This is a genomic window from Martelella mediterranea (genome assembly GCF_021021415.1).
GTDB classification, from domain to species: domain Bacteria; phylum Pseudomonadota; class Alphaproteobacteria; order Rhizobiales; family Rhizobiaceae; genus Martelella; species Martelella mediterranea_C.
Genome location: NZ_JAINWJ010000011.1, coordinates 38,597 through 54,341, shown reverse-complemented (window position 1 = coordinate 54,341; position 15,745 = coordinate 38,597). Strand labels below are relative to the sequence as shown.

Annotated in this window: 16 protein-coding genes; 5 read left to right on the top strand and 11 right to left on the bottom strand. The window is 62.7% G+C overall.

Annotated elements, in window-relative coordinates:
• Positions 1–74: 74 nt before the first annotated feature.
• Positions 75–659, top strand: coding sequence for a glutathione S-transferase N-terminal domain-containing protein (locus K7H91_RS09115; protein WP_230719913.1), 585 nt, complete (start codon positions 75–77; stop codon positions 657–659).
• Between the two features lie 103 nt (positions 660–762).
• Here the strand turns inward: K7H91_RS09115 and K7H91_RS09110 are convergent, their stop codons facing one another.
• Positions 763–1,536, bottom strand: a complete 774-nt coding sequence (locus K7H91_RS09110) for an SDR family oxidoreductase (protein ID WP_230719912.1) — start codon at positions 1,534–1,536, stop codon at positions 763–765.
• An 87-nt stretch (positions 1,537–1,623) separates the two neighbouring features.
• Between K7H91_RS09110 and K7H91_RS09105 the strand changes: the two genes are divergently transcribed.
• The gene (locus K7H91_RS09105; protein ID WP_230719911.1) at positions 1,624–2,241 is read left to right on the top strand and encodes a TetR/AcrR family transcriptional regulator; all 618 of its coding nucleotides are present in this window, start codon (positions 1,624–1,626) and stop codon (positions 2,239–2,241) included.
• Between the two features lie 10 nt (positions 2,242–2,251).
• Here K7H91_RS09105 and K7H91_RS09100 read toward each other — a convergent pair whose 3' ends face one another.
• The 10 genes from K7H91_RS09100 to K7H91_RS09055 form a co-directional block, all read right to left on the bottom strand.
• The gene (locus K7H91_RS09100) at positions 2,252–2,656 is read right to left on the bottom strand and encodes a linear amide C-N hydrolase (protein ID WP_230719910.1); all 405 of its coding nucleotides are present in this window, start codon (positions 2,654–2,656) and stop codon (positions 2,252–2,254) included.
• A 320-nt stretch (positions 2,657–2,976) separates the two neighbouring features.
• Complete coding sequence (locus K7H91_RS09095) at positions 2,977–3,309, bottom strand: hypothetical protein (protein WP_230719909.1); 333 nt, start codon at positions 3,307–3,309, stop codon at positions 2,977–2,979.
• The gene (locus K7H91_RS09090; RefSeq protein WP_230719908.1) at positions 3,306–4,208 is read right to left on the bottom strand and encodes an SMP-30/gluconolactonase/LRE family protein; all 903 of its coding nucleotides are present in this window, start codon (positions 4,206–4,208) and stop codon (positions 3,306–3,308) included. The genes K7H91_RS09095 and K7H91_RS09090 overlap by 4 nt, the downstream gene beginning before the upstream one ends.
• Entirely contained in the window at positions 4,205–5,242 is a 1,038-nt protein-coding gene (locus tag K7H91_RS09085) for a 4-hydroxythreonine-4-phosphate dehydrogenase PdxA (protein ID WP_230719907.1), read from the bottom strand. Before K7H91_RS09085 ends, K7H91_RS09090 begins: the two co-directional genes overlap by 4 nt.
• 18 nt (positions 5,243–5,260) lie before the next feature.
• Positions 5,261–6,349 carry an ABC transporter ATP-binding protein gene (locus K7H91_RS09080; protein ID WP_230719906.1) on the bottom strand — a complete coding sequence of 363 codons (1,089 nt, stop codon included), beginning with the start codon at positions 6,347–6,349 and terminating at the stop codon, positions 5,261–5,263.
• A gap of 1 nt (position 6,350) precedes the next feature.
• Entirely contained in the window at positions 6,351–8,282 is a 1,932-nt protein-coding gene (locus tag K7H91_RS09075) for a glycoside hydrolase family 127 protein (protein WP_230719905.1), read from the bottom strand.
• A gap of 26 nt (positions 8,283–8,308) precedes the next feature.
• Positions 8,309–9,172, bottom strand: coding sequence for a carbohydrate ABC transporter permease (locus tag K7H91_RS09070; RefSeq protein WP_419197466.1), 864 nt, complete (start codon positions 9,170–9,172; stop codon positions 8,309–8,311).
• Entirely contained in the window at positions 9,169–10,092 is a 924-nt protein-coding gene (locus K7H91_RS09065; RefSeq protein WP_018064984.1) for a carbohydrate ABC transporter permease, read from the bottom strand. Before K7H91_RS09065 ends, K7H91_RS09070 begins: the two co-directional genes overlap by 4 nt.
• 100 nt (positions 10,093–10,192) lie before the next feature.
• Positions 10,193–11,431, bottom strand: a complete 1,239-nt coding sequence (locus tag K7H91_RS09060) for an ABC transporter substrate-binding protein (protein ID WP_230719903.1) — start codon at positions 11,429–11,431, stop codon at positions 10,193–10,195.
• 63 nt (positions 11,432–11,494) lie between these two features.
• A complete protein-coding gene (locus tag K7H91_RS09055) occupies positions 11,495–12,505 on the bottom strand; it encodes a LacI family DNA-binding transcriptional regulator (protein WP_230719902.1) in 1,011 nt (336 codons plus the stop codon).
• Positions 12,506–12,734: 229 nt separating this feature from the next.
• On the opposite strand from K7H91_RS09055, the gene K7H91_RS09050 reads away from it, so the two are divergent.
• From K7H91_RS09050 to K7H91_RS09040, 3 genes are all read left to right on the top strand, one after another.
• Positions 12,735–13,610, top strand: a complete 876-nt coding sequence (locus K7H91_RS09050; RefSeq protein ID WP_230719901.1) for a LysR substrate-binding domain-containing protein — start codon at positions 12,735–12,737, stop codon at positions 13,608–13,610.
• A 325-nt stretch (positions 13,611–13,935) separates the two neighbouring features.
• On the top strand, positions 13,936–14,826 hold the full coding sequence (locus tag K7H91_RS09045) for an ABC transporter substrate-binding protein (RefSeq protein WP_230719900.1): 891 nt from the start codon (positions 13,936–13,938) through the stop codon (positions 14,824–14,826).
• 4 nt (positions 14,827–14,830) lie between these two features.
• Entirely contained in the window at positions 14,831–15,742 is a 912-nt protein-coding gene (locus tag K7H91_RS09040; RefSeq protein WP_230719899.1) for an amino acid ABC transporter permease, read from the top strand.
• Positions 15,743–15,745 lie beyond the last annotated feature (3 nt).

Sequence of the window (15,745 nt, the reverse complement as noted above, 5' to 3'; positions counted from 1 at the left end):
AAATGGCTGTGGTCAACAATTGAGACCTGGTTCCGGAAATTGACTCTGGCCGGGTTCAGACAAGGAGACCACATATGAAGCTGTTTTATTATCCCGGCGCCTGCAGCCTGGCCGATCACATCGCGCTCATCGAGACCGGGCTTGCCTATCAACTCGTCAGCATCGATCGCGAGAAAAGGGCCGGGGACGGTCGCGATTTTCTAGCAATCAACCCGAAGGGCTACATTCCAACCATCGAGATGGACGACGGCACGGTCCTGACGGAGAACCAGGTCATCCTGGCCTATATCGCCGAGGAAAGCGGCAAGCTTCTGCCCGAAGGCCGCATGCTCAGGTGGCGGACATTCGAGGCGCTCGCCTTCATGTCCAGCGAAATCCACGGCGCCTACGCCCCGTTCTTCAGGGATTTCCCCGAACCGGAAAAGCAGCGCGCCCGGGAGAAGATCGGGAAGGCCTTCGCGCTTCTCGCCGATCAGATGGGCGACAAGGCATTTCTGATCAGTTCCGAGATGACGATTGCCGACTGCTATCTCTTCTGGGTCCTGATGGTCGCGCCACGGAGTGGCGTTGACCTGCCCGCAAATCTGCAGAACTGCCTCACCCGCATGAAGGCGATGCCCTCGGTCATCCGGGCGCTTGAGGAGGAAGGACTGAGCTGATCTGACAGCTTTGCGATAACGCCGCTGCGGCGAGCGCATCTTGAGTGCGGCGCGCTCGCCACGGCCATGAGCGGACCTCTCATGGCCGCGTAGCGGGGGTTATTCAGATCCGCGCGCCGCCTGTCGCATCAATCATCTGACCCGTCGTCCAGCGCGCTTCGTTCGATGCCAGGAAGGCGATGACGTCGGCGACGTCCTCCGGCTTTCCGACACGTGAGAAGACCGAGAGGGCCTCCGCGCCGGCGCGCGCATCCGGCGATGCCAGCCACTCGGCATTCATATCCGTCTCGGTCACGCCCGGCAGCACGGCATTGACCGTAATCCCGCGCGTTGCAAATTCCGGCGCCAGCGCCAGCGTCAATGTCTCCAGCGCCCCCTTGGAGGCCGCATAGGCCGGATGCGTCGGCGCCGCGATCCGGGTGAACCCGGTCGACACATTGATGATGCGGCCATTGTCGCGAATATGGTCAGCCACCGCCTGGATCAGGAAGAAAGGCGCCTTGTAATTGATGGTCATGACCGCGTCGAACACGGCTTCGTCCGTCTGCTTCAATGGCAGGGCGGGCGCGATGCCGGCATTGTTCACCAGAATGTCGAGAACGGCTGAACCCGTCTCGGCACGGGCGGCTTCGGCGAACTGCGCCCAAAGGCTGTCGGCCGTCGCCTTGCCCTCTCGCAAATCAGCCTTGACGCCAACCGCCTTCACGCCGAGCGCCTCAATGTCGCGAAGCGTGGCATTGGCCGCATCGGCATTGGCGGTGTAGTGCACGCCGATCAGCGCCGCGCCTTCCTTCGCCAAGGCAAGGGCAACCGCCCGCCCGATGCCGCGCGAACTTCCGGTGACGAGGGCTATCTTGTTTTCAAGTCTCTTGGTCATGGATCACTCCGTTGCTAAATTAAATAGTGACCGATACAATAAGGCCGCAAATGATGATGTCAACAATTTAATAGGGATCACTATTTTATGTCGAATCCGGCTCGCAAACGGGGCAGACCGCGCGCGCTCGAACGCGACGTGGGCCTCGACATCGCCGTTCGCCTGTTCTGGGAACGCGGCTATGAAGGAACCTCGACCGCCGACCTGACCAAGGCCATGGGGATCAATCCGCCGACGCTCTATTCCATGTTCGGCTCGAAGCAGGAACTGTATCGTCAGGCGCTCGACTTCGGCATCGCCCGTGAAAGCGGCCGCCGGATGGAGATCCTGGCATCCCCTCTTCCAGCCTACGACGCGCTCAAGCTGTACCTCTACGATATCGCTGATGGAGACACGCAGCCCGGCAAGCCGCGCGGCTGCATGGTCTCGACGGCCGTTCTGCAGCATGCGGAAGAAAACGCATCCGTCGCCAAGATGACGGCGGCCCTGCGGGAAGCCTCGATGAAGGCTCTCAAGTCCCGTTTCGACCGGGCCGTCGAGAACGGCGAATTACCGGCGCAGACCGACACCGATACCCTCGCGCGCTTCTATGGCGCGATTATCCAGGGCATGTCCGCACAGGCCTGCGATGGCGCCTGCAATGCGCGGCTGAAGCAGCTGATCGACCTCGCACTCACGGCCTGGCCCGGAAAGCGTGGCGCCTGACGCGGTATACCTAAGACACGTAATCTGCTTCCCGCAAACGTCGCGCAACTTCATTGGCGGTTCGCCCCGGACGCCTTGAACGGTCGGAAGAACGGGTTGTGCCGGGCAGCGCCTCACGCGGATTGACGTCCTGCCAGTAGCTCTTCACCGCCAGTTGCTGATCGTATGGCGGATCGTTCGTCATGGTGCGGTATTGCGGGCCATGATGGATGACCAGTTCGCCGTCCAGCCATTCCAGAAGAGCGCTGTCGCCGCTGGCGTCCGAGAGGGAAAGGTGCACCTTCGCCAGGCGTCCGGGCTGATCGGGAACGTCGGCAGCCACCACGTCGAAAGGATTGGCTTCGAAATCGGCTACCGCTTCAGCAACGCTGCCGCAATTGTCCAGGAAATACTGCGCCCAGATTGACAGCGACATTTCGGGCTTTGACCCGTCATTCCTAGGGTATTCGGACGCCGGGGAAACACCCACAGGTTGGAAAGCATCGGCAGGCTCCAGTCCATGGAACGTGCCGTCAATACGCGGTCTTCCGGACCGTGATAGACAACGCGCGTGCAGGCGTCAGCGATTGGCGCTGTGGCGACCGAAAGCGCGGCGGCCAGAGGTCAGGCTGCTGATCTTCTCCTTAATGGCATCTAGAGCAATTCCAGGTGAAGTGGACACCGGTTCACCGTCCGGAATTGCGTAAAAACAAAGAGATAGAGCCTTTTCGCGTTTCCGCGAAACGCGGAATGACTCTAAGCCGAAGTCAGGCAGAAATTCCACTTGTCCCCGCTGTGCAGATTTCCCGAGCCAGCTCTCTCCGGAAAGGCCAGGCAGACGATGGCAATGTCTGTCTTCACGAGATCGACCACGGTGACGGAGCTTCCGCCATCGCCATGGTCGGCGGATGTACGCAGCCCGTAGTGACCGATGAAGGCGAATGCCCGATCGGCGGATACCACGCGTTCGTGCGAGTAGCGGGGCAGGTCGATACTGTCAAGGCGCTCGGTCGTCCGCCGGTCGTAGAAGCTCAGGCAGTGACTGCTCTTTTCGACGATAACCAGCGTGCCGGCATCTGCCCCGCTCATCGGCCCGGCAGTCCGCTGGTCAGGACGTCGATGGCGTAGAGCGATGTCGAGGCGGTGACGAACAGCCTGTTTTTCTCCGGTCCGCCGAAGGTGCAATTCGCGACGATCTCGGGCACAAGGATCCTCCCCAGCCGCTCGCCCTCGGGTGTGAAGACCTGAATGCCGTCATGCGCCGAGGTGAAGATATTGCCGTTGACATCGAGCCGGAAGCCATCCGAAGCGCCAGGCGAAACCTCGGCGAAGATCCGGCCGTTCCTGAGCCGCCTCCCGTCTTCCACCTCGAAGACGCGGATATGCGGCGGCCCGTCGGGCGCATCGGAGCGTCCCGTATCGGAAATGTAGAGCAGGCTCTCGTCCACCGAAAAGGCGAGACCGTTCGGCCTGTCGAAATCGTCGGCGACCACGGTGAGTTCTCCCGTCTCCGGGTCGAGACGATAGACATAGCAGGCGCCGATCTCGCTGTCCGCCTTGACGCCCTCATAGTCGGAAAGGATGCCGTAGGGCGGATCCGTGAACCAGATCGTGCCGTCGGACTTGACCACCACGTCGTTCGGCGAGTTCAGCCGCTTGCCCTGGTAGCGGTCGACCAGCGTCACCACCGTGCCGTCCGCCTCCGTGCGGCTGACCGCGCGGCCGGAGTGCTCGCATGAGACGAGCCGTCCCTCGCGGTCGCGCGTATGGCCATTGGTGTGCCTGGACGGCTCGCGGAAGACCGTGCCGCCTTCCTCGGGATGCCAGCGCAGCATCCGGTTGTTGGGAATGTCGCTCCAGGTCACGCCGCCGTCTTCCCACCAGACCGGCCCCTCGCTCCATGTCGCTCCGGTCCAGAGCTTTTCAAGCCTGGCATCCGGCGCGACCAGATCGGTCATGCGGGGATCCTCGATAATCACGTCGCTCATTGCGGTTTCCTCTCCGTTGCCGCAGGTGCAGCCATGCGCGCGGCCAAGAGCGCCGCCTCCTCCGCGGCGAGCGGACTGGCGATGCCCTGGCCCGCAATATCGTAGGCAGTCCCGTGGGCCGGTGTACAGACCGGAAATGCAAGTCCCCCAAGCATGGTGACGCCGCGGTCGAAACCCATCAGCTTCATCGCGATCTGGCCCTGGTCGTGATACATTGTCAGCACCGCATGATGGCCTTCCTTCAGCGCCTTGACGAAGACGGTATCGGCGGGAAACGGGCCTTCGACATCATGGCCACGCGCCCTTGCAGTCGCGACGGCCGGGCCGATGATGTCGATTTCCTCCATGCCGAAGCTGCCGCCATCGCCGGCATGCGGGTTCAGGCCGGCAACCAGCATGCGGGGCTGTTCAATCCCGGCGAGCCTGAGGCAGTTCTCCGTTCGGGCTATTTCCCGCAGGATTACCTCTTCGCTCAGCGCCGCGGAGACATCCTTCAGCGGAATGTGCGAGGTGACGCGGGCATTCCAGATCCGCTCGAGCACGTTGAACTCGCGCACCCCGCCATCATCCAGATCAAGCAGTTCGGTGATGAAACGGCTTTCGTCGTCATAGCCCGGATGGGCATGGCGCATCGCCTTTTTGTTGAACGGCGTGTAGCAGACCCCGTCGACCCTGCCTGCCTCGCCGAGCCGCAACGCCAGCGAGAAGTTTTCGACCGCGAACCGTCCGCCGGCAAGGCTGGCCTCGCCGGGCGTGATGTCGGCCGGATCGAGATTGCCGAGATCGATTAGCGCCGACCCGGTCACCGCATTCCCGATCTCCTCGACCGTGATTTCGGGAACGGCGGCCGCAAGCCCCGCGACGGCCGCGCCCGCCTCAAGCACCCGCCGGTCGCCGATAACGACCAGCCGCGCCGCATCCCGCACGCGTTCCGACGCCGCGAGCCGGGCGGCAAGTTCGGGGCTGATTCCTGCCGGATCGCCCATCGCGAGCGCGATCAGCGGGCGTTTTCCGCCCTGCCGCTCAGCATCCATGTCGCTGTCTCCTCCCGTTCACCGCAACCGTTCGCCGGCCGGCGAAAACAGCCGCATGCAGCCCTTCTGGCATGTCAGCCATATCCGCTCTCCAGAGGCGTGATCCTCTCCCTCACGCTGTTCGACGGTGAGATCCTGTCCGTCCGGCAGACGGCAGTAAAGATAACGCGTGCCGCCGAGATATTCGGCGAAATCCACCGTAGCTTCAAATGAAGAACCGCTGTTTTCGCCGATCGCCAGATGTTCCGGGCGGATGCCGAACCTGACCGGCGTGTTCTCGATCATCGCTTCGGCGGTCGGATCGACGACAATCGTCTGGCCGCCGACGGAAAGACTTCCCGCCGGACCGGCGGTCGCGTCGATGATATTCATCCTCGGCGAGCCGATGAAGCCGGCGACGAACAAGTTGTTCGGATCCTCGTAGACTTCGCGCGGCGTGCCGACCTGCTCGATCCTGCCGTCGCGCAGAACGACGATCCGGTCGGCAAGCGTCATGGCCTCGGTCTGGTCATGGGTGACATAGATCATGGTGTTGCCGAGTTCGCGATGCAGCCTTGCGATCTCGATGCGCATGCTGACCCGGAGCTCGGCATCGAGGTTGGAGAGCGGCTCGTCGAACAGGAAGGCGAGCGGTTTGCGCACGATCGCCCGTCCGATGGCGACCCGCTGCCGCTGCCCGCCCGAAAGCTGGCCCGGCCGCCGGTCGAGCAGCGGGCCGATCTTCAGGATTTCGGCGGCCGCCTCGACCTGACGTTCGATTTCGGCCTGCGGCGTCCTGGCAATTTCGAGGCCGAAGGCGAGGTTCTGGCGCACGCTCATATGCGGATAGAGCGCATAGGACTGGAACACCATGGCGATGCCGCGCTTCGAGGGGTCGAGATCGGTGACGTCCCGTCCGGCGATGAGAATGTCTCCATCGGTGACATCCTCCAGCCCCGCGATCATCCGGAGCAGCGTGGACTTGCCGCAGCCCGACGGGCCGACGAAAACCACGAACTCGCCGCCCTTGATGGCGAGATCGAGGCCGTGAATGACATCGACCGCGCCGAAGCTCTTGCGCACGCCGCGAAGGGTGATATCGGCCTTTTCCTCAGATAATGTGCTCATCTCACGTTCTGACCCAGACGAGCATCTCGCCGGGCTCCCGGTTATCCCAGAGGTGATAGGGGACGAAGCGCGCGGTCACCGGACGCCGTCCGGGCGCCTGCCGGTCGTAAAGCCGGTTGCCGTGTCCCTGCCAGTCTTCTCGGTGAGCCGGAACGTCGATGGCGACGCCGCCGTTCAGGGCGCTCAGCACGCTTGTGCTCGCCGTCGCAATCGTATCGTCGACGACCAGTTCGTGAAGGCCGGCGGCATTGTCGGTTTCCTCGACGCAGTAGATCAGCGGGCCCCGCGCCAGCGCGGCCCGACCGAGGTCCGCCCGCACGGCCGGGTTGGCATGCAGCGCATAGGGCTGCATCGGCAAATCAAGCGTCACCGCATCGCCCGGCTGCCATTCGCGCTCGATGCGCAGATAGCCGCGTTCTATCTCGCATTCGACGGCCGCGCCGTTGATCGCCAGCGATGCGCCGTCGCACCAGCCGGGAACCCTCAGCGCCAGCCGGAAGGCGAGCGGTTTTTCGAGGCCGAGCGTGATATCGATGTGCCCATCCCACGGATAGGAGGTCTTTTGTTCGACCGTGACGCTGTCGCCGGCGACCGTCAGCCGGGCGGTGCTTTCATTGTAGAGATGGACGGCGATCTCGTCGGCGGCGACGCCATACATGTAGGTGCCGATCGAGGCGACGGTGCGCGCGATGTTCGGCGGGCAGCACGGGCAGCGGTGCCAGGTCCAGCGATGATGGCCGCCCCGGCTTTCCAGCGGATTGTCGTAGAAGAAGGTCGAGCCGTCGAGGGAAAGGCCGGAGAGCGCGCCGTTGTAAAGCGCCTGCTCCAGGACGTCGGCGAAGCGGCCGTCCGGGCCGCGGCCGAGCATGCGGCTCGCCCACATGGCGAGGCCGACGGCAGCGCAGGTCTCGGCATAGGCGCTCTCGTTCGGCAGGTCGTAATAGTCGGTAAAGCCCTCATTGCTCGCCGCCGGGCCGATGCCGCCGGTCACATACATCTGCTTTTCCGTCAGATCTTCCCACAGGATCTTCAGCGCATCCGTGAGACTGTCGTCGCCGAATTCGGTGGCGACATCGGCCATGCCGGAATAGAGATACATCGCCCGGACGGCGTGGCCGGTAACCTTGGTCTGCTCGCGCACCGGCAGATGCGACTGGTTGTATTCATAGGTGTCGTGGCGGAAACGCTTCGGGTCCTCGTTGCGGGCGGCGGCCTCGATGTCGAAGTAATGCGGCTTCTGGCCGCGGGCATCGATGAAGAAGCGCGCGAGGTCGAGATAGCGCTGTTCGCCGGTGACGCGGCCGAGGCGGACCAGCGCCAACTCGATTTCCTCGTGGCCGCAATAGCCGGGCTTCTGGTCCGGGCCGGGGCCGAAGACGGAGCCGATATGGTCGGCATAGCGGCACATCGCGTCAAGCAGCGCACGCTTGCCGGTGGCCTGGAAATAGGCAACCGCGGCCTCCATCAGATGGCCGGCGCAATAGAGCTCATGGCAATCGCGCAGATTGGTCCAGCGCTCGCCCGGGCGCATGCGGATGAACCAGGAATTGAGGTAGCCATCCGGCTGTTGCAGCTTGCAGAACATCGCGATGATCTCGTCGGTCTTCGCCTCGAGATCGGGGTTGGGCGTGCGGTAAAGCGCGTAGGCCGCTGTCTCGATGACCTTGGCGACGTCGGAATCCCAGAACATCTGGACATTGACGGTGTCCGGCGTGCCATCGGCCCGGGTGTGGAAGGGCAGCCGCAGCGGGGGAACCGGAATATCGGGATTGATCTGCTCAAGCATGCCGGCAGCAACGCAGCGATCATAGAGGATCATCGCCGTCCTGTGCGCGACGGCATCGATGCGATCCCCCCAGAAGCCCTGGACATCGACATCGGGAAGCGCGGGAGGGCGGAAGCCGCTGATGGCGGGAAGGTCGAAGGAAGTCATGGGTCAGTCCTTTTTGATCTGGATATTCACTTGACGGCGCCCGCGGTCAGGCCGCGGATGTAGTAGCGCTGCAAAAGCAGGAAGACGACGAGGCACGGCACCATCATCAGCGTCACGCCGGCCTGGACCGCGCCCCAGTCGATCGTGCCGTACTGCCCCTCGCGAACCGCGACCATCAGCACCGGCAGGGTGTATTTCTGCTGGTCTGTCAGAAGGATGAGGGCGGCCAGAAACTCGTTCCACGAGGCGAGGAAGGCGAAGATCGCAACCGTCGCCACGCCGGGCAGCACCAGCGGCAGCATGATCCGGTAGAGCACCTTGATGACCGAGGCGCCGTCGACGCGGGCCGCATCCTCGATTTCCTTCGGCACGGCGTCGAAGGCGTTGCGCATCATGAAGATCGAAAACGGCATCTGCAGTGTGACGTAGACGCAGACGATACCGGTCAGCGTGTTCTGCAGGCCAAGCTTCGACAGGATGACGAATAGCGGCGTCAGAACCGACTGGAACGGGATCATGATCGTGGCGATGATCAGCACGAACAGCGCGTTCTTGAACGGGAAGTGGAAGCGCGAGAAGCCGTAGCCGGCCAGAAGGCTCACCACCACCGACAGCACCACGGTCGCCAGCGACACGGTGAGGCTGTTGCCGGTATAGGTCCAGATGCCGCTGCCGAAATCGGAGAGGTTATGGTAGCTCTGGGTGCTGAAGCCGGTCGTCGGCCATGGCGGCAGAGGCGGCTTGCGCGATTCCGCCGATGTCTTGAAGCTCACCAGCAGGCTCCAGGCGAGCGGCGCCAGGAACAGGAAGGCGAGAAACAGGCCAATCATGTTGCGCCGGGTCATCTGGAACCGCTGGCGGCGTAGTTTCATCTTGCGGCGGCTCATCACATGCCCTCCGGATTGCGCAGCAGCCTGAGCTGGATCACGCTGATGGTGACCAGGATCAGCAGAAGCACCATCGACAGCGCCGAGCCGTAGCCCAGATGGAACGACATGAAGGACTGGCTGAAGATCCAGAACACGGTGGTGATCGTCTGGTTCTGCGGCCCGCCGTCCGAGATGATGTAGAACTGGTCGAAGGCGAGCATCGAGCCCGAGACCGACAGGATCAGGGCGAGCGCGATCGTGCGCCGCATCAGCGGAAGCGTGATGCGGCGGAAGCGCTGCCAGGAGGAAGCGCCGTCCACGCGTGCCGCCTCCTGCACCTCGGTGGAGATGCCCTGCAGGCCGGTGAGCAGGATGATCATGTTGAAGCCCACGGTCTTCCACACCACCATGACGATGATCGAGATGAAGGTTGTGTCGAAACTCGCCAGCAGGTTGACCGGCTTTTCGGTGAGGCCCAGCCGCCATGCGAGTTGGGAAAACAGGCCGGAATCGACATTCATCAGCCACACCCAGAGCAGGCTGGCCGAACCGAAGCCGACGACGTAAGGCAGGAAATAGGCCGTGCGGTAGAACCTGGTCATCGCATCCGGCTTTTCCACGAAGATCGCCAGCGGGAAGGCAACCGCGAAAAGCACGACCGTGACGATGAGCGTGTAGAACACCGTGAAGCGGAGCGAGCTCCAGAACTGGCTGTCATGCAGCATCTGGGCATAATTGCCGAGCCCGATGAAGCGCGGCGCGCCCATGAGCGGCCAGTTGTGAAGCGACATCCAGAAGGTCATGCAGAGCGGGATGACGAAGAAAACCGTAACCAGCGCAACCGCCGGCGCGACGAACAGAAGTCCGACAAGCTGCTTGCGCCGCACCCGTCCCCGGCGCGGCCTGCGCGGCGTCGCTGTTGTGAATTGCGTTTCTGGCATGGCGCCTGTTCCATGGGTCGTGGGAAAAGGGCCCGGAGCGCCGTCAATGGCGCCCGGGAAGTAGACCGGACGCCGCGTCAGGCGCCCGGCGAAAGCGCGATCAGTTGGACGCGTCCAGGATCGACTGCATCGTGTCCTGCGCCCGCTTCAGGGAACCGTCGACATCGTCGCCGAAGAAGGCTTCGCCAAGCATCTGCTTCCACGGTCCGGTCTTGGAATTGATGATGTCGTTGTAGACCGGCGATGACGGCGTGCGCGCGGTTTCCATCGCTTCGACCGCCGTCAGGTAACGGTCATCAAGGCCGGAAAGCGCCTCCTGGGCCACATCGGCGCGCGTCGGCAGGCTGCCCAGGCGGGCGAGCAGCGTCTGTCCCTCGACCGAATAGGCAAAGTCCAGGAACTCCTTTGCCGCGCCGAGCGTGTCGCGACCCGCCGTGACAACGAAATTGTCGCCGCCGCCGAAAGAGGACACGCCGCCATCCTTGCCCGGCAGGGGAGCCACGCCGAATTCGACATCGGGGTAGTTCTTGGCGAGGTTGCCGATGGCAAACGCGCCGATGGGCGAAATGCCGACATTGTCCGCCGCGAAGCCGCCGAAGAAATTGGTCCCCGTATCCGTCTTCGCGCTTTCCGGCACGTATCCCTTGGCGACCAGGTCGCGATAGAAGTTGATCGCATCATGCATCTGCGGCGTGTCGATGGTGGCGCGCTTACCGTCATCGACCAGAATGTCGCCGCCCGATGCCCAGATCAGCGGCATGAAGGTGAAGGCATTGCAGCCGCCGCACGCGCCGGCGAAATAGAAGCCGTAGGTGTCATCGCCGAGCGCGTTGACCTTGCCGGCATAGTCCTCGATTTCGGCCCAGTTGGTCGGCGCCTTGTCCGGATCGAGCCCGGCTTCGCGGAACAACCGCTTGTTCCACAACAGCACCGAGACATCGGCCGACATCGGCACGCCGTAGATCTTGCCGTCATAGGTGCCGGCCTCGACATGGGCCTTCGACAGCTGATCGAAATAAGGAAGGCTCCTGGCCAGTTCGGTCAGGTCCGCGAGCTGCCCGGCCTTGGCGAAAGCCGGCGTATAGACGAGATCCAGCGACACGAAATCCGGAGCCGAGCCGCCCGCGGCCGCCACGGCGTATTTCTGCACCATTTCCGTGCTGGGCACGATCTGCAGTTCGATCTGGTTCTCATGCGAGGCGTTGAAGGCCTCTATCAGGTCCGGCATGAAGGCTTCGCCGCTGTTGCGCGCCCACATGCTGTAGGTTTCGGCGGAAGCGCCGAAGGGCGTCATGCTAAGGGCGAGCGCCGCCAGCGCCGCGATTTTAACGGGTTTCATTTCTATCCTCCTCCGATGTGGGGCCGTGTTCCGTGCCGGCCCCGATGCACGCTTGCGAAAGGCTCAGGAGCTGCGCACGACCAGTTTGCACGGCAGCTGCAGAAGCCCTTTCTCAATCTCCTCGCCATTGACCAGGCGCACGAGCGTGAGCCCGGCCTGGCGTCCAAGCTCCTTCAAGTTCATATCGATCGTGGTGAGCGGGGGGCGGGTCTCCTCGGCGACAATCTCCCAATTGTCGAACCCCACCACGGCCACGTCCTGCGGTATGGCCTCGCCGCGCTCGCGAAGCGCGTCCATTACCCCGCGCGCGATCTGGTCATTGCCGCAGAAAATGCCGTCCGGCCGTTCATCGAAGCTCCAGAGCCGCGCGACGGCCTCATGCCCCCAATGCTCCGACCATGTGCCGTAAAGGACGTCGGCTGCGGGAACTCTCAAATCGGCGGCCTCCAGGGCCTGTCGATAGGAAAGCGCGCGCTCGCGCACGACCAGAAAGTGTTCGGGGCCGGTGATATGGGCGATACGCCGACAGCCGCGCTCTATCAGATGACGCACCGCCTCACCCGCGCCCTGCCGTTCATCCGGCACCAGGGTGATTGCCTCGGCGGGCCCCTCGGTCAACACGTAGACGACGGGCACCGGCACTGCCGAGAAATCGACCGGAAGCGGCCGATCGACGCGCTTGCCGGTGGCGATGATCCCATCGACCTGCTTGTCGAGCATCGCATCGAGATGAATGCGGGCAAGTGCGGGATCACCCCCGACCGAACAGAGGAACACCGAAACGCCCTGGTCGATCAGCCCTTCGGATACCCCTGCCATGACCGGCAGGGTGAAGCGACCATAGGTATCGTCCGTCAGAAGCCCGACGGTGAAGCTGCGCTTGCTGGTGAGGCTGCGCGCCAGCGCATTGGGACGGAACCCCAGCTCTTCCGCAACGCGTCGGATGCGGGCGCGGGTCTCCGCCGCCATGCGGCCGGTGTCATTGAGCGCCTTGGAAGCCGTGGCGGTGCTGACGCCGGCCTTCGAGGCCACGTCGTAAATCGTAACACGCCCGCCAACATTCGCATCCGTCACGCCATCTCCTCCTTGAGAAACCGGTTTCTCATATCCATATAACAAAGAAATATGTTTGGGAAAAGGGTTTCTCATAAATTTCTGGTAAGCCGCACCCACCTTCCTTATCCCCGCTGTGAAGAAGGTTGGGATATCAGTCCGTTCTGTTCTAAAAGGCAGATTGCTGCTTGTGTGTGGGTGGGTCCATCAGCCATCCGACATTTGCAGGAACGCATGGATGGAGCGGTGGATGAACCTGAGGCAGATCGAAGTCTTTCGCGTGGTCATGACCAACGGCACCACCGCGCGCGCTGCCGAGGTGCTGCATATTTCACAGCCCGCCATCAGCAAGACCATACAGGAGCTGGAACGCTCCCTTGGTTTCGCGCTCTTCCTCCGGATCAAGGGAAGATTGCACCCGACCCCTGAAGGACAGCTTTTCTTCCGGGAGGTGGAGCATGCCTTCCTCGGCCTTGCGCACCTGCGCGGCGCGGCCGCACGCATCCGCGATTTCGGGTCCGGCGAACTCAGGATTGCCTGTCTCTCTGCGCTGTCGACCAACATATTGCCGCGCGCGATGAAACGCTTCATGGCGCGCAACCCGAATATCGCCATCACCTTCCAGGCCCGCATGTCGTCGACCGTTCGCGATCTCGTCGCCTCGGGGCAGTTCGACCTCGGCGTCGTCGCCGACGAGATCGACAAAACCGGCGTCACCTTCACCGAATTCGCCCGCTTCCGCGTCGCGGTGGCCATTCCCGAGGGACATCCCCTCGAGAGCCTCGATACGGTTCGCCCCAATGACCTGGCTGGCCACCCGTTCATCGCGCTCGCTCCGGAAGACACCACCCGCGCCGAGGCCGAAGAGCTGTTTCAGGCAGCCGGAGTGAAAATGAAAACCGTTATCGAGACCCCCTATTCGACGACCATATGCGCGATGGTCGCGGCCGGTATCGGGATCGGTCTCGTCGATCCGTTGACGGCGGAGCCCTATCTCGGCCGCGGACTGCTGCTGAAACCGTTCGAGCCGGAAATGTATTTCCGCACGCTCCTCATCACCCCGCCCAACCGCCTCCCCTCCCGCCATCTGGAAGAGTTTGTCGCGGACCTGAAGGCCGAGATATGAGCCGTTTGCCCTCGCTGCAGATGAAACGCCGGCCGTAAGCAGGCCAGCGCTTTCTCAGGTGTGAGCCCCCTGCCCGGTCGAACGCGACCGGTAGACCGGAAACGGCCTTCAACCGGCGCCCCTGCCGCAAATTCACGTTTCGGTTCAGTCGCTTGCGCGAAATGAACCGCGATTCGCTCGCAAACCATGTCTATAACCATATCGAATAGAGTGGCCCAATCTTATTGTTGGACGGCGAGAAAATCATCCCTGATAGTATGAGCATGGTTGAAACGAGACCGCCCGAGTTTCGAAGGCCAAATTATAACAAGATGGGAACAATCAGATGGACAGATCCTTCCTCCGCATGTCGCTGGCCGCCCTTTTGGCGACGGCATCGCTTCCAGCATACGCCCAGAATTACGACACATCCGGAATTGCCGTCGATGAGGCGCTTGCCGCCCGGTTGCCGGAGAAGATCAAGGAGGCCGGCGTGCTCACGATCGGCTCGGACACGGCCTACGCCCCGTGGGAGTTTCTGAGCGCGGACGATGGCCAGACGCCGGAGGGCATCGATGTCGATATCGCCGAGGCGATCGGCAAGAAGCTAGGCGTAGACATCGACTTTCAGACCTCGGCGTTTGAAGCGATCCTCCCCGCGCTGGGCTCCAAATTCGACCTCGGCATTTCCGCATTCTCGGTTACCGAGGAGCGCATGAAGGCGGTCAACTTCGTCAGCTATGCCATCACAGGCGATATGTGGCTCGTCAGGACCGGAAATCCGACGGACTTCGACCCGTCCGATCTCTGCGGCCGAACGATCGCGGTCCAGTCCGGCACCTACCACGAACGCGCCATTCTGGCCGAGAACGAGACCTGCGTTTCGGCCGGCGAGGAAGCGATCGAGATCCTGCCCTTCGGCAAGCAGACCGAGGTGCTGACGCGCGTTGCCGTCGGCGGCGCCGATGCCACGGTCTCCGGCGAGGCCGGCATCGGCTACGCCGCGAAGCAATCCGATGGCCGGCTGGAAACAATGGAGCCCGTCGAAGGCGCCTTTGGTGACAGCGGCCCGAACGGGATCGCCGTGGCCAAACCCGATCTGGCGCTCGCCGAACTGATCGCGGACACGATCAACGCGCTGATTGCGGACGGAACCTATCTGGCGATTCTCGATAGCTGGGGCATTGGCTCGGCAATCGTCGAGGAAGCCGAGGTCAACCCTGAAACCAATCACTGAGATCATGACATACGATATCAAAGACATGGAGACCGGCTTGCGGCCGGTCTCCGAGACAAAGCCCGATATCACCCATAATGTCGTGGTGCCGCGGCCTCATCCGGGCCGATGGCTCGCCGTCATCGTGCTGGCTGTGCTCGTGCTCCAAGTCGGCAATGCGATCATCAACAATACCAATTTCCATTGGTCCGTCTACTTCAGCTATCTGTTCTCGCCGCAGGTCATCCGCGGCGTAGGATGGACTCTGCTGCTGACCGTCGTCGCCATGGCGGTTGCAATCGTCGTCGCCGGGTTGCTTGTCGTGATGCGCGACAGCGACAATCCGATCCTACGCTGGCTCGCATATGCGTGGGTCTGGTTCTTCCGCGGCACGCCGATCTATACCCAGTTGCTGTTTTGGGGGTTATTCGCGGTTCTATTTCCAACGCTCAGCCTTTCCATCCCCTTCGGTCCGGAACTGATCAGCGTCGACACGCGCTATGTCGTCACGCCGGTGCTTGCCGCCATTCTGGGCCTCGGTTTCAACGAATCCGCCTATCTGACGGAAATCTTCCGCGCCGGTTTCAACTCCATCGATCGCGGACAGAAGGAGGCTGCCGAGGCGCTGGGCATGAAACCGGCGAAGATCTGGTGGCGGATCCTGATGCCGCTCGCCATGCGCGTGATCATTCCGCCGACCGGCAACGAAACCATCGGCATGCTGAAGATGACGTCGCTGGTGCTTGCCGTGCCGTTCACGCTCGACCTGACATTCGCGACCAATGCGATCGCCAATCGGCTGTACCTGCCGATCCCGCTCCTGCTGGTCGCCGGCACCTGGTATCTCGCCATCACCAGCCTGCTGATGGTCGGCCAGCACTATCTCGAACGCCACTTCGGCAAGGGCGTGTCCGGCTATCCCACGAGGGCGGAGTAAACC

Bases quoted from the DNA above. Each gene is read 5' to 3' on its own strand.
- K7H91_RS09095 (WP_230719909.1), bottom strand. From the start codon at position 3,309: ATGAGCGGGGCAGATGCCGGCACGCTGGTTATCGTCGAAAAGAGCAGT.
- K7H91_RS09045 (WP_230719900.1), top strand. From the start codon at position 13,936: ATGGACAGATCCTTCCTCCGCATGTCGCTGGCCGCCCTTTTGGCGACG.
- K7H91_RS09110 (WP_230719912.1), bottom strand. From the start codon at position 1,536: ATGACCAAGAGACTTGAAAACAAGATAGCCCTCGTCACCGGAAGTTCG.
- K7H91_RS09050 (WP_230719901.1), top strand. From the start codon at position 12,735: ATGAACCTGAGGCAGATCGAAGTCTTTCGCGTGGTCATGACCAACGGC.
- K7H91_RS09090 (WP_230719908.1), bottom strand. From the start codon at position 4,208: ATGAGCGACGTGATTATCGAGGATCCCCGCATGACCGATCTGGTCGCG.
- K7H91_RS09065 (WP_018064984.1), bottom strand. From the start codon at position 10,092: ATGCCAGAAACGCAATTCACAACAGCGACGCCGCGCAGGCCGCGCCGG.
- K7H91_RS09105 (WP_230719911.1), top strand. From the start codon at position 1,624: ATGTCGAATCCGGCTCGCAAACGGGGCAGACCGCGCGCGCTCGAACGC.
- K7H91_RS09085 (WP_230719907.1), bottom strand. From the start codon at position 5,242: ATGGATGCTGAGCGGCAGGGCGGAAAACGCCCGCTGATCGCGCTCGCG.
- K7H91_RS09080 (WP_230719906.1), bottom strand. From the start codon at position 6,349: ATGAGCACATTATCTGAGGAAAAGGCCGATATCACCCTTCGCGGCGTG.
- K7H91_RS09100 (WP_230719910.1), bottom strand. From the start codon at position 2,656: ATGTCGCTGTCAATCTGGGCGCAGTATTTCCTGGACAATTGCGGCAGC.
- K7H91_RS09040 (WP_230719899.1), top strand. From the start codon at position 14,831: ATGACATACGATATCAAAGACATGGAGACCGGCTTGCGGCCGGTCTCC.
- K7H91_RS09115 (WP_230719913.1), top strand. From the start codon at position 75: ATGAAGCTGTTTTATTATCCCGGCGCCTGCAGCCTGGCCGATCACATC.
- K7H91_RS09060 (WP_230719903.1), bottom strand. From the start codon at position 11,431: ATGAAACCCGTTAAAATCGCGGCGCTGGCGGCGCTCGCCCTTAGCATG.
- K7H91_RS09075 (WP_230719905.1), bottom strand. From the start codon at position 8,282: ATGACTTCCTTCGACCTTCCCGCCATCAGCGGCTTCCGCCCTCCCGCG.